At 61.7% G+C, this 15899-nt stretch carries 10 protein-coding genes; 4 read left to right on the plus strand and 6 right to left on the minus strand.

Annotated elements, in window-relative coordinates:
- Positions 1-56: 56 nt before the first annotated feature.
- A complete protein-coding gene (locus tag JZX88_RS07120) occupies positions 57-683 on the plus strand; it encodes a DUF922 domain-containing Zn-dependent protease (RefSeq protein ID WP_065115489.1) in 627 nt (208 codons plus the stop codon).
- A 327-nt stretch (positions 684-1010) separates the two neighbouring features.
- Here the strand turns inward: JZX88_RS07120 and JZX88_RS07125 are convergent, their stop codons facing one another.
- Together JZX88_RS07125 and JZX88_RS07130 are read right to left on the minus strand one after the other, a co-directional pair.
- Positions 1011-1331 (minus strand): 2Fe-2S iron-sulfur cluster-binding protein, encoded by a 321-nt coding sequence (locus tag JZX88_RS07125; RefSeq protein WP_065116198.1) that lies wholly within the window; start codon positions 1329-1331, stop codon positions 1011-1013.
- Positions 1332-1461: 130 nt separating this feature from the next.
- Complete coding sequence (locus tag JZX88_RS07130; protein ID WP_174029339.1) at positions 1462-1830, minus strand: Hpt domain-containing protein; 369 nt, start codon at positions 1828-1830, stop codon at positions 1462-1464.
- A 480-nt stretch (positions 1831-2310) separates the two neighbouring features.
- Between JZX88_RS07130 and JZX88_RS07135 the strand changes: the two genes are divergently transcribed.
- Entirely contained in the window at positions 2311-8694 is a 6384-nt protein-coding gene (locus JZX88_RS07135) for a hypothetical protein (RefSeq protein WP_206913103.1), read from the plus strand.
- A gap of 111 nt (positions 8695-8805) precedes the next feature.
- Here the strand turns inward: JZX88_RS07135 and JZX88_RS07140 are convergent, their stop codons facing one another.
- Positions 8806-9723 carry a PhzF family phenazine biosynthesis isomerase gene (locus tag JZX88_RS07140; RefSeq protein ID WP_206913164.1) on the minus strand — a complete coding sequence of 306 codons (918 nt, stop codon included), beginning with the start codon at positions 9721-9723 and terminating at the stop codon, positions 8806-8808.
- 307 nt (positions 9724-10030) lie between these two features.
- On the opposite strand from JZX88_RS07140, the gene JZX88_RS07145 reads away from it, so the two are divergent.
- Entirely contained in the window at positions 10031-10804 is a 774-nt protein-coding gene (locus JZX88_RS07145; RefSeq protein ID WP_065115486.1) for an NAD kinase, read from the plus strand.
- A gap of 21 nt (positions 10805-10825) precedes the next feature.
- Complete coding sequence (locus JZX88_RS07150) at positions 10826-11326, plus strand: hypothetical protein (protein ID WP_065115485.1); 501 nt, start codon at positions 10826-10828, stop codon at positions 11324-11326.
- Positions 11327-11431: 105 nt separating this feature from the next.
- On the opposite strand, the gene JZX88_RS07155 is transcribed toward JZX88_RS07150, so the two are convergent.
- From JZX88_RS07155 to JZX88_RS07165, 3 genes are all read right to left on the minus strand, one after another.
- Positions 11432-11902, minus strand: a complete 471-nt coding sequence (locus JZX88_RS07155) for a cysteine hydrolase family protein (protein WP_206913105.1) — start codon at positions 11900-11902, stop codon at positions 11432-11434.
- 72 nt (positions 11903-11974) lie between these two features.
- Positions 11975-13106 (minus strand): peptide chain release factor 2 gene (prfB, locus tag JZX88_RS07160; RefSeq protein ID WP_161987956.1). Its coding sequence is split into 2 segments (ribosomal slippage): positions 11975-13036 and positions 13038-13106, totalling 1131 coding nucleotides; the frame shifts between segments, so codons are not numbered across the junction.
- 99 nt (positions 13107-13205) lie between these two features.
- Entirely contained in the window at positions 13206-15653 is a 2448-nt protein-coding gene (locus JZX88_RS07165; RefSeq protein WP_065115483.1) for a penicillin-binding protein 1A, read from the minus strand.
- Positions 15654-15899: the final 246 nt, after the last annotated feature.

The raw sequence follows: 15899 nt of genomic DNA on the forward strand, positions 1-15899 counted from the left end.
GGTTCCGCTCCGCCTATGCAGCAAACGTTTTTCAAGTTCAACCGGAAGGCCGGGTCATGACCAAATCATCACGTGCTCTTTGCGCCGCCCTTGCGGGCGCGCTGGCACTTTCTTCGCCCGGACCGGCTTTTTCCGAGACCATTGTCCGCAAGACCTACTCCTATTTCTCGATCACCGGTAAAACCGCCGCCGACCTCGACCAGCAGCTTTCCAGGCATGGTCCGCTGACACGCAATACCGGCGCGCGCCATCCCGGCGCGACCGAGATCAAGTTCGGCGGCGAGCTCACCTATGTGGAGAAGAACGGCCAGTGCAGCGTCGGAACGGCCAAGGTGCTTCTGAACACCCGTATCCTGCTGCCACGATGGAAAAACCGTCGCCGCACCACGGCGGAACTCGCCTTCATCTGGGATACGCTGCTTGCCGATATCAAGCGCCATGAGGAACGCCACGCGGAAATCGCCCGCACCCACGCCCGCTCGCTCGAAAGGCAACTGAAGGCGCTTCGTCCGCAGAAGAATTGCGAAACACTTCAGGAAATGGTCGGTAAGATCACCCAGACGGTGATGGACGAACACGACCGGGATCAGATGCGTTTCGATGTGGTGGAATCGAGAAATTTCGATGCACGCATGACGCGGCTTTTGAAAAACCGGCTCGAACAGGGTCAGAGCCGCCGCTAGACGCAGGGGCGTCCTGTCCTTCCCTTACGGCTAAAGACGCGGGCCCTTACGGCCAAAGACGCGGACATGACGTTACGTCATGTCCGATCTCACCCGTGACTTCTCGTCATGGTGCCGTCGCCGAGACTCATTGTAGCTTGTTGATATGGTTTTGGTGGTTGTGGCCCGCAGCGGGTCTGGCGCCTGGAACCATCTCCGGTTCTCCCGGTGCGCACTTGAGGGCTCGCAGGTGTTTCCTCCCTCGCCTGCATGCTGCGTACCCGCCTCGCCCCGCTCTCCGCTACCAGGTGAGCGGGGCTTTTTCTGCGCGCAATAAAGCTGAAACCCTCAGCCCTGACGCTCGGGAACGTGAACGACGAGACCGTCAAGCTCGTCATTCATCTTGATCTGACAGGAAAGACGCGAGGTCGGGCGCACGTCGAAGGCGAAATCCAGCATGTCCTCTTCCATCGGTTCCGGGCCGCCGACGCGCTCCGTCCAGGCGTCGTCGACATAGACATGACAGGTCGCACAGGCACAGGCGCCGCCACATTCCGCATCGATGCCGGGAATGGAGTTGCGTACCGCATTCTCCATGACGGTGGAACCGTTGCTCACATCGAGTTCATGGGGCGTGCCGTCAAAGGCAACGATGGTCAGTTTTGTCATGCCGGAATCCAAAATGGTGATCTAAGAACTGTTCTAAACACATAGAAAGGCCGGTAGCGCTTGGCAACCCGCTTCAGGGGCGTCCAGACGCAACCGGCCTTGCAAAATGGCAGATTTGATAAGTTCGGCCTCAGCGGCAAAGCTTGAGGATGAAGTTTTCCGCTTCGACAATGGCTGCCGCGAGTTTGGCAATCGCCGCGCTGTCTTTGCCCTTGTCCTCCACCGATGCCGCGGCCGCGGCCACGGCGGAAGCGCCGACGGCCTGCGCAGCACCCTTCAGGCGGTGGGCGCTTGCCTTTACCGCCCTGTCGTCGGCGTCGGCGATCTCGTGCAGGGCGGCGCGGGCGTTGCGGCTGAAAAGTTGCAGCACCTCGATCTCCAGATCCTTGTCGCCCATCGTCTGGCGACCGAGATGATCGAAATCGATGGGCTTCTTCGTGGCGACCGGCGCGCCGCCGCAATTATCCGGAGCTTCGAAAGCAATACTGACCGCTGCCATGGCTGAAATTCCTTGTCTCACCGTTTCCTGTTTCGTGTCACATCTGTGTCGTATTCAGGCATTCAAACCGGTGCTATCGGCTTAAATTACGGCGTGACGCGGGCGAAAATCTTCTGCTATGGTTAATTTATGTTAAACTTATGCGAAACAAGGCGTTCAGCGTGAAACTCAGGTTTAAAAACTGTTAAAAAGCCGACACTTCGCGACCGCCGCAAATCCGCATTAATTGTTTCGAACACCTAAATGTGTCACTACGGTACTGCCGTTCCCGCAGGGCTTAAGCACAAGCTTTGTTATTACGGCACAGTGATGTAATTTCGCCCGAAAGCTGGATCACCAGCAATTCGGGATTTGGTAAGTGGCGGAATTCGTCCCTTTTACGGGGACAACGTTCCGCTGGCATGATGGCGGCAGTCCGCTTGCGGGTCGCAAGTGGTCAACGGCATGAAGCCGGGCGTATGTGTAACGAGGCGTAACCGCATGGCGAATAACAAGATCAGCGACTCTGTCGACGAGACTGCATTTCAGGCGTTGGAAGACGCCCTGCAGCTCGGCGCTTTCGAAGAAAAGCCGGAATCGCGGAAAACCGCAGCGCCAAAGCAGCCGGAGGCCAGATTGAAGGAAGCAAGCAGACAGACCCCTGCTCCCGAGGCCGCCGCGCGTGCGCCTGCCGAACAGGCGCCCCGATCGCCCAATCTGGAAGCGGCCAATGACGGCTCCAAGCGCAGCCCGGCCGTGATCCTGAAATCACTCGAGGGCGGCTCCATCGGCGGCGCGATCAGAAATGCGACGATCATGTCGGTGATCTGGGCGCTTGGCGGCCTTGGCGTCGCGCATCTTCTTTACGGCAACGCCCTCTGGAACATCGGCTCGCTTGCCGATCTCACGGCAATTCCCGGCCTGATGGCGATCGTCGTCGGCATCCTCGTCCCCGTCATGCTGTTCTTCGCCTTCGCGATCATGATGGCGCGCGCCCGCGACCTGCGCAACGCCGCCCGGTCGATGGCCGAAGTCGCCCTTCGCCTGGCAGAGCCCGAAACCGTTGCCTCCGACCGCATCATGTCCGTCGGCCAGGCGGTTCGCCGCGAAGTTTCGGCCATGAATGACGGTATCGAGCGCACCATTGCCCGCGCGACGGAACTCGAAACGCTGGTTCATTCCGAAGTCAACGCGCTTGAGCGCAGCTATGCCGACAATGAATTGCGCGTGCGCAGCCTCGTGCAGGAACTGACCGCGGAGCGTGACGCCATTGTCAACCACGCGGAGCGCATCCGCTCCTCCATCGTCGGCGCGCAGGAACAGATCAAGGAAGAATTGTCCATCGTCGGCGAAGAGCTTTCCATGCGGATCGCCACGACAGGCGAAGCTTTCGCCTCGATGATCGACACCCGCTCGGCCGCGCTGCTGGAAAAATCGCGCGCCTCCACCGAAGCGATGGGCAGCCTGATCGCCGCCAAGACCGAAAATCTGCTTCAGGCCCTGAATTCCTCCGGCACGACGATTTCCAACGAATTCGACATGCGCCTGCACAACCTCACCTCGACGCTGGACGAGCGCGGTGAAGTGCTGCTCGAACGCTTCGCGATCCACGCCTCGACGCTCGACAGCGGTGTCGAAAGCCTAAACAGCGCGCTTGAGGAACGCACCCGTCAGCTCAACGAAACGCTGTCCACGCGCACGCTCGAACTCAACCGCAACATCGATCGCGGCCAGCAGATCATCGGCGGTTCGCTGGATACCGTTCTCGACAAATTGTCCACGACGCTTGAGGAAAAGGGCCTCTCCTTCCGCCAGAGCCTGCAGAGCACGGCAGACGATGCGATCATGGATCTCGATCTTCGCTCCGGCCTTTACGAGGAGCGGCTGCAGGCGACCGTCGGCCAGGTCAACTCGGCCTTCGACGAGCATGTGGCGGAATTCGCCAGCGCCTTCGACCAGCGCGCCGGCAGCCTCGACAGCAAGCTGATGGAAAGCCTCGCCCGCATCAACGAAACCGTTGCCGGCGGCTCCGAAGCGCTTGATACAATGCTGAACGCCGGCCTGGAGCGTATCGGCAGCACCATGACCGACCAGTCGCTGGCGCTCGCAACCGCGCTGGGCACAGGTCAGGAAATGCTGGAAAGCGCGCTTGAAAGCCGTACCCGCGCCTTCAGCGACGCGATCGGCCAGCGCACCGCCGAAATCACCGACGCCTTCACCACCTCGCACGAGAAGATCGACGCCGTGCTGGCGGAACGCAGCAACGCCCTGTTCGGTGCTCTCTCTGCCAGCCAGAACCGTTTCGACGAGGCTCTCGCCAGCCGTTCGATGGCGATTACCGGCTCGGTTTCCGGCACGGCCGAGCGTCTTGCCGCGATGCTTGACGAACGCGCCGCCGCGATCAACACCGTCGTTGCCGATGTCGAGCGCCGCCTTGCCGAAACGCTCGAGACCCGGGCCGCCGCCATCACCGGCGCGGTTTCCGGCATCGAGGACCGTATTTCCGACACGCTGGAAAGCCGCACGGCCGCCCTGCACGATGTCGTCTCCGGCGCGGAAAGCCGTATCGCCGATACGCTCGACGGCCGCACCGCTGCTCTTTCCAGCGCGATTTCCGGTGTCGAGGAGCGCATCGCCGACACCATGGACAGCCGCACCCTGTCGCTCGACATGACCTTCGCCAATGTCGAGGAACGGCTTTCGGAAACGCTCGACAACCGCACCTCCGCCCTCACCGGCATTGTTGCCGGCGCCGAAGAGAAGATCGCCGGCGCGCTCGACAGCCGCACGGCCACCTTCGGCGACGTTGTCGCCGGTGCCGAGACCCGGATCGCGGAAACGCTCGATGGCCGTACCGCCGCACTCAACGCCGTGGTCTCCGGTGCGGAAGAACGCATCGCCGATGCGCTCGACAGCCGTACCATGGCGCTCGACATGGCATTTTCCGGCGCAGAGGAAAAAATCACCGAAGCGCTCGACACGCGCACCGCAGCCCTTGGCGAGCTGGTGGCTGGCGCCGAGACCCGTATCGCCGGCGCACTCGACAGCCGCACCGATTCGCTGAAGACCGTCGTTTCCGGCGCGGAAGAGCGGATCACCGACGTGCTCGACAGCCGCACGCTGGCGCTCGACATGAGCTTCTCCGGTGTCGAGGAAAAGATCGCCGATATTCTCGATGGCCGTACGGCCGCCCTGCACAGCGCCGTTTCCGGCGTCGAGGACCGGATTGCCGGCGCACTGGACAGCCGTACAGCCGCCCTTTCCGGCATCGTCTCCGGTGCGGAAGAACGCATCGCAGAGGCACTCGACAGCCGCACCATGGCGCTCGACATGACGATTTCCGGTGTCGAAGAGCGGATCGCCGAGGCGATGGATGCCAGGGCATCGTCGCTTTCGCTTGCAGCCGCCGGCGTCGGCCAGCGTCTCGAAGCCACCGCCTTCACGCTTGAAAACGCTCTTGCCAGCGGTCACGAGCGGCTGGAAACCATGCTCGGCTCGCAGGCGGAACGCATCGCCGGCTCGCTGGAGCGCAATAGCGGCCTGATCGAGCAGAGCGTCTCGGGCGCGGCCAACCGCATCGAAAGCGTCGTTGAAGACGGCAGCACCCGTTTTGCGCAGACGGTGGAAGAAGGCGTCTCGCGTCTCGAAAGCAACCTGTCGCAATCGCACGAGGATATCCGCACCGCACTCGACCAGCGCCAGGCGGATCTTGCCGCAACGCTCAGCTCCGCCACGACCCAGATGGGCGATATGCTGTCCGAGCAGGCGATGATGATCGGCACCACTGTCGCCTCCAGCGCCAGCATGCTCGAACTGTCGCTCGAAACCCAGCAGGACACGCTGCAGAAGGCAATCGACGGAAGTGCCGCAACGCTGGAGGAGCGCCTTCGCAACAGCGCCGGCGACATCGCCGTCAAGATCGGTGAAGCCGCCCGCGAAATCGGCGGTGCGACGGATGCCCTGTCCTCGAAAATCGAAACTTCCATTGGCAATGTCACCACCCGTCTCGACGAGACCGGCGCCCGTATCGAAACTTCGCTCGATACGCTGCAGGCACGCGTCGGCGGCGATCTGGCCAATGTGAACACCTCGATCGAAGATGCCGGCCGCCGCTTTGCCGAAGCGCTGGAAGACAAGACGGCTGTGTTTGCCCGCACCAGCGATGAGGCAGCCGAGCGCATCACCGGCATTCTGGACGAGCAGACCACGCGTGTCGCGGACACGTTCGAAAACCGTACCAGCCGTCTGGCCGAAACTTTCGATACCGGTACGGCCCGTATCGACGAACGCCTCGGCACCATGGACCGGGCGCTGACGATCGGCCTCGAAAACGTCAACCGCACCATTGAAGGCAAGGCAAGCGATCTCGCTGTCAGCCTGCGCGGCGCGGTCACATCCGCCACCCAGAGCATTGGCGATGAAGCGGTTCGCTCCTCTGCCCTGCTTGCCAAATCCGGCTCGGAATTTGCCGAACAGGTCCAGGCTCAGAACGAGGCCTTCACCAAGGCCATCGAGGAGCGTTCCGGCGAGATCGTCACCCGCATCTCGGATGCGCAGACACGCCTTTCCGGCCAGGCCGCAGCCGTCGCCCAGACCTTCTCCGAAGCGGGCAACATCATCGTCAACAAGGTTGCCGAGGCTGAAGCCGTCGTCCGTTCGCAGGTTGGCGTCATCTCCGAGACGCTCACGGGTGTCGAATCCGCCCTCGACGCACGCGGTGAATCCATCCGCTCGGCGCTGGACAACCGCACCCGCGAACTCAACTCGATGCTGGCCAGCCGTTCTGCCGAACTGTCGCGCCTGATCGAGGAAAAGGCCAAGCCCGTCGTCGACGAATATGCCACCATCGGCCGCGAAGCCGCCGAAAAGATCGTTTCCGCCGCCCAGCAAAGCGCAGATCTTCTGTCGCAGAGCAACAGCGGCATGGTCGGCATGGTCGAACAGGCGATCAGCGACTACGCCAATGCCGGCACGGATGCGGCCAGCAAGCTGGTTGCGGCCACCCGCCAGAGCACCGACATGCTGTCGCAGACGCATACCGCCATGGCGGATGCCGTCGAACAGGGTATCGAGAAATATGCCCGCTCGGGCAGCGATGCGGCCAACAAGCTGGTTGCCGCCACCCGCCAGAGCACGGATATGCTGTCGCAGACCCATAACAGCATGGCCGAGATCGTCGAGCAGTCGGCGACCAACTTCAACGCCGCCGTGGAGCGGGCCGCGCAGGAATTCGGTTCGGCCGACGAAGCGCTGAATGCATCTGCGACCCGCTTCTCCGATAGCGCTTCGCAGGCCGCCGACATGGTGTCCAGCTCCAGCCGCCTGCTCGAAGGAAAGATCGACCGCCTGTCGAATATTTCCGGCCAGACGCTGGCACAGGTTGCCGGCATCGTCGGTCGCTTCGAAGAACACTCGAAGGTGCTGAGCCAGGCGTCCGAACTGCTCAATGCGGCCCAGTCGAGCCTCGTCGGCACGCTGGAAGAACGTCAGGACGCCCTGCGCAGCCTGTCGGTTGGCCTTGTCAAGCGGTCCGAGGAAATCGAAAGCGCCATGCGCAACGTCATCGGTGTGGTGGAAACCACGCTCAACGAGGCCGAGGAGCGTTCGCAGAACGTTGCCGGCAATCTGCGTGACAATCTGCAGGCGTCCTTCTCCGATATCGGCCGTTCGCTCGATGAGACCGAACAGCGCGCCCGCTCGGCGGCACAGACCATGCGGGGCGCCCTGCTCTCTGCCGGTCAGGATGCCAGCCGCTCGATTGAAAGCACGCTGACCGACGCGCAGAAATATTCCGACGAGCTGGTCAGCCGCCTGCGCGGCGGTGTCGAGTCCTCGCTTTCCGAGGTCGACAACCTGCTGGGCAGCGCCTCGGAGAAATCCAACGCCGCCGCCGCCAACCTCAAGGAGACGCTGCGTCAGGCCGTCGAGGAAGCCGTCAGCCGCTTTGCCGGCGCGACGGACGAAATCCGCCGCTCCAGCCACGATATCCGCCGTGAACTGGATGCAACCCGCGCCGAACTGAAACGTGGCGCCTTCGACCTGCCGGAAGAAGCCAAGGAAAGTGCTGCCGCCATGCGTCGCGCCGTTTCCGAGCAGATCAAGGCGTTGCAGGATATTTCCCAGCTCGTCGGCCGTTCGGCCCACCAGATGGAAGTGTCCGAACCGGTCGCCCGCGCCATTGCCGCTACCCAGCCAGCCGCCGAGCGCCGTGTCGAGACGCGTCCGCAGCCGGCAGCAGCCGCTCCGGTGCAGCAGCGCCCGGCGCAGCCGCAGCCTGCCCCCGCGCCGGCCGCATTACGCGGTTCCCTGCCGCTTGAAAACCGCCAGGTCGAAAACCGGCAGACCGAAAACCGTCAGGCGCCCGCACCCGCTCAGCCGGTTGCAGCCAACCCTGCCGGACGTCGCGAAGAAGGCGGTGGCTGGATCAGCGATCTGCTGCGCGGCGCCTCGCGTGACGGTCAGGAGACCTCTGCCGCTTCCGCTCCCCGCACCAGCGCCGAACAGCAGCCGACCCGTGCGGCCGACACCCGCAACCCGCGGCACATGGTGGAATCGCTGAATTCGCTCTCGGTCGACATCGCCCGCGCCATCGACCACGACGCCTCGGTGGAACTGTGGCGCCGTTACCAGCGCGGCGAGCGCGACGTCTTCACCCGTCGCCTCTACACGCTGAAGGGCCAGACGACGTTTGACGAGATCAAGCGCAAATATGAGCGGGAAGCGGAATTCCGCACCGCCGTGGATCGTTACATCACCGATTTCGAAAAGCTGCTTGCCGACGTGGCCCGCACGGACCGCGATCGCACCGTCACCCAGTCCTACCTCACCTCCGATACCGGCAAGGTCTATACGATGCTTGCCCATGCGGCGGGGCGGTTCAACTGAACTGAATTAGCGCTGAAATGATAAAACCCCGGTCAAGGCCGGGGTTTTTCTTTAGCTTGCGGGCTGTTGCGTCGCTGTTCAACGGCGCGAACTTATTCCGTCACGCTCACCTCAAATCTCGAACGTACCCGATGCGACGCGTATCGCGTGGCCGCCAATGCGGGCGCGGGCGATTTCATTGTCCTTGATGTCCATGCGCAGGTGGATGTGGGACGGTCTTTCCATTTCAACGCCCTGCTCTATCAGGAGCGGATGGTGGCCGTCCGTCAGGCCGTCGAAATGGTGGATGGCGCCGGAAAGAGCAGCGGCGGCGGAGCCGGTGGCGGGATCTTCCGCAATTCCCATTTCCGGGGAGAACATACGGGCATGGAATTTCGCCGCGTGATTGAGGCCGCCGCGACAGTAGATGTAGGCTGCCGTCAGCAGTCCTTCGACCAGCGGCGCGGTTCGCAGCCACAGATTGGCGTCGAAATCCATGTCACGAACCGTGGCGATGTTGTGCATCGGCACCATCAGGAACGGCACGCCGGCCGTCCAGATCGATGGCACGTGATTTTCAAAGCCAATATGCCCCTCGCTGACGCCCAGCGCATCGGCAAGAGCGGCGTGGTCGAGCGGCAGCTCGACGCGCGACGATTTGCGCGGCAGGTCGAATTCGGCGAAGCTGACCGCGCCGGCACGCATCTTCACCGCGCAGCGGACGGGACCCACCTTCTCTTCGAGCACGCAGACCATGTCGACATCGTCATCGCCATCCTTGCGGTTGCGCTCAGCAATGGCGACGGCGGCGCCGACGGTCGGATGCCCCGCGAAAGGCAGTTCACCTGATGGGGTGAAAATGCGCAGCGAGGCGGCGTGGGCCGGGTTGCCCGAACGGTTGATGAAGACGGTCTCGGAAAGGTTCATTTCCCTTGCGATCGCCTGCATCGTCGCTTGATCGAGATCGTCAGCGTCATACATGACCGCGAGCGGATTTCCCGCCATTTTCGTCTCGGTAAAGACATCGTAGATATTGTAGTTCAGCAGCACATCCGTCTCCTGCCATTCATCATTCGGCCTGCCCTGCGCAAACTGCATCACGCCGCCCCGCATCGCAACCCTTGTCAGGGGCCGGAAATCAAGAAGCTGTGGAACGGCGTGGCGTAATGGCGCGGCAGGGGAACGCCTCGCTACCCGAAAGGCCTTGTCGCGTGGCGCCGTCTTCATGTACCAAGGATGCGTCTTGCGGCTCGCGATCCCGGCGTTTTCTTCAACGTTTCAAGATTGCAAGCCGCTTCAACAGGTTACAGCATCGTCTGCGGGCCCTATGCGCCTGCGCCGTTGTCGAGGGAAGCGGATGTCGCAATCTAACTGTTCACTGTCCTTCGTCGCCTCCACCACCGAGGAGGCTCAGACGGCGCTGGAAGAACTGAAACGCGTTTATGGCGATACGCCGTTCGAAGAGGCGGAAGTGATCGTCGCGCTCGGCGGCGACGGGTTCATGCTGCAGATCCTCAACGAGACGATGAATTCCGGCAAGCGGGTCTATGGCATGAACCGCGGCTCGGTCGGCTTTCTGATGAATGATTACCGGGTGGAAGGCCTGCTCGAACGCATCGCGGTGGCGAGCGGCAATGATTTTCATCCCCTGCGCATGACGACGACGGATTCCGATGGCGACGAGTTTACCGCCCTTGCCATGAACGAGGTCAGCCTCTTCCGGCAATCGCACCAGGCCGCCAAACTGCGTGTCGAGGTGGATGGCAAGGTGCGGCTGGAGGAACTGATCTGCGACGGCATGATGGTGGCGACACCGGCAGGGTCAACAGCCTACAACTTTTCCGCCCACGGGCCCATCCTGCCGCTGGAATCGCCGCTTCTCGCGCTCACCCCCGTCAGCGCATTTCGGCCACGGCGCTGGCGCGGCGCGCTTTTGCCGAATAAGGTGACTGTCGACATTCATGTTCTGGAACGGGACAAACGCCCGGTGAACGCCGTGGCCGACCATACGGAGGTGAAATCCGTTCGTCATGTTCGAATCGCACAATCGCAGGACAGGACAGCGCGAATTCTCTCGGACCCGGACCGTTCATGGTCCGACCGGGTTCTCGCCGAACAGTTCAACAATTGAAGCCAACCATTCGTAACGGCCATGCAACCTAGAAAATTCATCCTCGCCGCCCTCATTTTCGCCACCGCCGTGCTTCCCGCACGGGCACAGACAGCGGCGATCGACACACTGCCTGTCTCCGCGATATTCGTTGTCAGCAGCGGCATGTGGGAAGACAGGAACCTGGAGCCACGGGAAGGCACTGACGGCCAGCTGCGGCCGCCGCCGGCATCGCCCACGCGCGGTTATTACAAGGTGATCGCAATCCGCCAGGGCGACGGGACGGCCAAGATTTACCTGCAGCGCATCGCCTTTACGGCGGATGGACCAAATCTCCTTGAGAATGTCGAGCTGGACGAGTTCAACCAGATGAAATCCTATGTCACGGATATTCGTCCCGAAAGCTCGAATGGCGCATCGGATTCACCCGGCCTGTTCGTCACCGTCTATCTGAAAACGGACCCGATGGCCAAGGAAGCCGAAAGCTGGACGATCCTGATCGACGAGCTTGGCGAGATGAAGATCGAAAAAGCCTCGAACTGACGCCGGAGCGTTTTCGCTTTTCCCTGCATCGGGAAAACGTCCCAACCCCTTGTTCTCACGCGTTTCCGCATGGGAAACCGGGCTCCACTTTTCCTGGAAATACTTCTAAACGCCGAGCTCATGCGGCCCGGCCAGAACCGCGCCGAAATGGTGTTTCCATAATCTTGCGCCGAGTTCGCCGCTGCGGTCGAGGCTGGAGCCGACCGTCAGCCATGGCAGCAACGTGGGATGCAGCCCCGCGTCGAACAGGGCAAAACCGGCCGCCAGCACGCAGGTATCGGCCTGAATACCGCAGACCAGCACCCTGTCAGGCCTGAGGGACAGCAGATGGTCCATTGCTGCCTTTGGCGGGGCATAACCATGCTTGATGAAGATGTGGTGCGCCGCGACGAGCGACATGTCATCCCTGCCCGGCTTCCAGCCCAGTTGCCGCTCGAAGGGCGTTACGCTCTCATCATGACGCTCGACGGTGGCGATGCTCGGCATGGTCAGGGCGAGCGCGGATATCTCCTCAACCAGCGCAGCCGGCGGATTGAAGCTCGGCTGGACGTCGACGATGTAGAGCACCTGTTTCATGCCTGTCCTCCAACGAAAAACCCCTCGCAATCGGCTTGCGAGGGGCAATTTCCCGATCGACGCGTAAGCGTCTCAGTCGATATCCGCGACTTCCACGTCCGCACCACCGCTGATGCGATGGGCGAGAGCGGCTTCCATGAATTCGTTCAGGTCACCGTCCAGCACGTTGCCGGGCGCGGTGCTTTCCACGCCCGTGCGCAGGTCCTTGACCAGCTGGTAGGGCTGAAGAACGTAAGAACGGATCTGGTGACCCCAGCCGATATCGGTCTTGGATGCGGCCTGGGCGTTTGCCGCCTCTTCCCGCTTCTGCAGCTCCACCTCGTAGAGGCGGGCGCGCAGCATGTCCCACGCCTTGGCGCGGTTCTTGTGCTGCGACCGCTCCTGCTGGCAGGCAACGGCGATACCGGTCGGAATATGCGTGATACGCACGGCCGAATCCGTCGTGTTGACGTGCTGGCCGCCCGCGCCGGACGAACGATAGGTATCGATGCGGCAATCGCTCTCGTTGATGTCGATCTGAATCGAATCGTCGACGACAGGGTAAACCCAGACGGAAGAGAACGATGTGTGGCGACGCGCATTGCTGTCATAGGGCGAAATACGAACGAGGCGGTGCACGCCCGATTCCGTCTTCAGCCAGCCAAAGGCATTGTGGCCCTTGACGAGGATCGTCGCAGACTTGATGCCGGCTTCTTCGCCGTCATGCACTTCGAGCACTTCGACCTTGAAGCCTTCGCGGTCCGCCCAGCGGGTATACATGCGCAGCAGCATGTTCGCCCAGTCCTGGCTTTCGGTACCGCCGGCGCCCGAATGCACTTCGAGATAGGTATCATTGGTATCGGCTTCGCCTGACAGCATGGCCTCCACCTGACGGCGGTTCGCCTCGCTCTTCAACGCCTTCAGGGCGTCTTCGGCATCCTTGACGATCTCGTCGTCACCTTCCATCTCGCCGAGTTCGATCAGCTCGATATTGTCCTTGAGCTGCTGCTCCAGCGCCTTGACGCCATTGATGCTGTCATCCAGCTGCTGGCGCTCGCGCATCAGCTTCTGGGCCTCGGTGGCATCGTTCCAGAGGGTCGGGTCCTCTGCCTTGTTATTCAACCAGTCCAGTCGTCTTATCGCCTGGTCCCAGTCAAAGATGCCTCCTCAGCAGGCTTATGGCCTGCTTGATTTCGTCGACTACGTTCACGATTTCATTGCGCATTTCGCTGGTTCTTCACCTTCATTGAAACTCGTTGCTCAAATAAATGCGGGGGGCGCGGATGTAAAGACCCGCGCCCCCCGATGATTCCGGAACTTGCGATCAATAAAGACCGCCGCCACCGCCGGTGATGGCCTGCTGCGCCTGCGGCGAGGTTTTCAGAATGTCTTCCTGCGACATGTAGTTTTCCGCACCGATGACGGAGAAGCTGTCGGCCGGGCCGGTGCCGGGCTTGAAGGCTTCCATGATGGTGTCAGGCTCGCCCTCGACCGCCGCCATGCCGGTCTTGCGGTTGACGGCGACGAAGTTCATGCCGGCAGGCACGATGAACTTGCTCGGCTCCATGTGCTTTGCCGCATCGGCGATGAACTCGCCGAAGATCGGCGCGGATAGCGAACCGCCGGTACCGCCGCGACCCAGCGGCGCAGGCGAATCGAAGCCGATATAGAGGCCGGCGACCATGTCCGGCGTGTAACCGACGAACCAGGCGTCCTTTTCATCGTTGGTGGTGCCTGTCTTGCCGGCAACCGGCAGATCGACCTTGATCTTGCCCGCCGCCGTGCCGCGCTGCACGACACCTTCCAGCATGGAGGTCGTCTGATAGGCGGTCATCGGGTCGAGAACCTGTTCGCGATTGTCGACGATGACGGGCTCGTCCTGGTTCTGCCAGCTTGTCGCATTGCAGCCTTCGCAGGCGCGCTCCTCATGGCGGAAGATCGTCTTGCCGTAACGGTCCTGAATGCGGTCGATCAGGGTCGGCTTGATCTGCTTGCCGCCATTGGCGATGACCGAATAGGCGGAAACCATGCGCATGACGGTGGTTTCACCGGAACCGAGCGACATGGACAGAAGCGGCGGCATCTTGTCATAGATGCCGAAGCGCTCGGCATATTCCGCCACCAGATTCATGCCCATGTCCTGCGCGAGACGCACGGTCATGAGGTTACGGGACTTTTCGATGCCGAGACGCAGGGTTGACGGACCGGCGGAACCCCCGCCGTAATTCTGCGGCTTCCAGACCTGGCCGCCGGAAACCACCTCGATCGGCGCGTCGAGAATGACCGATGCCGGAGTGTAACCATTGTCGAGCGCCGCCGCGTAGATGAACGGCTTGAACGAGGAGCCCGGCTGGCGCATCGCCTGCGTGGACCGGTTGAATTCCGACTGCGCATAGGAGAAGCCGCCGACCATGGCCAGAACGCGGCCGGTATGCGGGTCCATCACGACCATGCCGCCCTGCACTTTCGGCGGCTGGCGCAGGCGGTACTCATTGCCGGAATTGGCAAGCGGCTGCGCATAGATGACGTCACCGGCTGCCAGAACGCCGACCGGCGACTTGGCGGTCGCTTTCTTGCCCGTCGCGTCGCGATAGGCCCAGCGCATGTTTTCTGCGGAGATGTGGCCGCGGGTGCGCTTGTCGCCCTCTTCCGTTTCCGTATCCGCCTGCACGCCGATATCGACGCCATCGGCCGCAACGGCGAGGACCACGGCGATTTTCCACTCCGGAACGTCGCGCAAACCCTTGACCTTGGCGAGCGCCGCCGTCCAGTCGCCCGTCGTATCGATCTGTTCGACGGGTCCGCGGAAACCGCGACGTTCATCATATTGTATCAGACCGTCCTGGAGGGCCTTGCGCGCTTCCATCTGGATCTGCGGATCGAACGAGGTGCGGACCGAAAGTCCGCCTTCGAGAAGCGCTTCCTCACCGTATTTTTCAACGATCTGGCGTCGGACTTCCTCGGCGAAATAATCGGATGCGAAAATATGGGCGCCACCGCGGCGCAGATTGACGCCGAGCGGCTGCTTCTTGGCATCCGTCGCATCGTCCACGGTGATATAGCCATTTTCGGCCATACGGTCGATCACCCAGTTGCGGCGCTCGAGAGCAGCCTTTTCACGGCGGATCGGGTGGTAGTTGGCCGGCCCCTTGGGCAGCGATGCGAGATAGGCGGTCTCGGCGATCGTCAGTTCCGTCACCGACTTGTTGAAATAGGTGAGCGCCGCACCGGCGATGCCGTAGGAATTCAGGCCGAAGAAAATCTCGTTGAGATAAAGTTCGAGAATCTTGTCCTTGGAATAGGTCTGCTCAATACGGAAGGAGAGAATGGCTTCCTTGAGCTTGCGGTCGATGGTCTGGTCATTGGTCAGAAGGAAGTTCTTCGCCACCTGCTGGGTGATGGTGGAAGCGCCGACCGGACGACGGCCCGAGCCAAAGTTCTGGATATTGACGAGAATGGCGCGGCCAAGACCGAAGATATCAACGCCCGGGTGATTGTAGAAATTCTTGTCTTCCGCCGAAAGGAAAGCCGCCTTCACCCGGTCGGGAATGGCCTGGATCGGCAGGAACAGACGCTTTTCATGGGCGTATTCCGCCATCAGCGCGCCGTTGCCGGCATGCACGCGGGTCGTCACCGGCGGTTCATAGGTGCTCAGAACTGCGTAATCCGGCAGGTCCTTCGTCACGCCGTGCAAATAAATCGCACCGGCGGCGGCGGCGCACAAGAAGAGCACGCTGGCCAAGCCGAAAAAATATCCAATCAGTCTGATCATACCAAGCTACCGATAATTCGAATCGTAACCATCAACGCCCGACGATATACGGGCGCATCCTTGCATATCGCGTGCCGTTTTGCACACCATACCTTCGATGACAAGCCGGATCGGGCAGCATTCTCCGATATGTTACCGGACCAACCGCCGCAAATCGCGTTTCCACCGTTTTGCGGATCGCCACCGAATCCGCTTTCCGAGTAACGCGGCGAATGTGAGTAAAATAGGGCTTTGCGCCCTTAATCA

The organism is Agrobacterium sp. OT33, from assembly GCF_017313365.1.
GTDB lineage: Bacteria > Pseudomonadota > Alphaproteobacteria > Rhizobiales > Rhizobiaceae > Agrobacterium > Agrobacterium rhizogenes_A.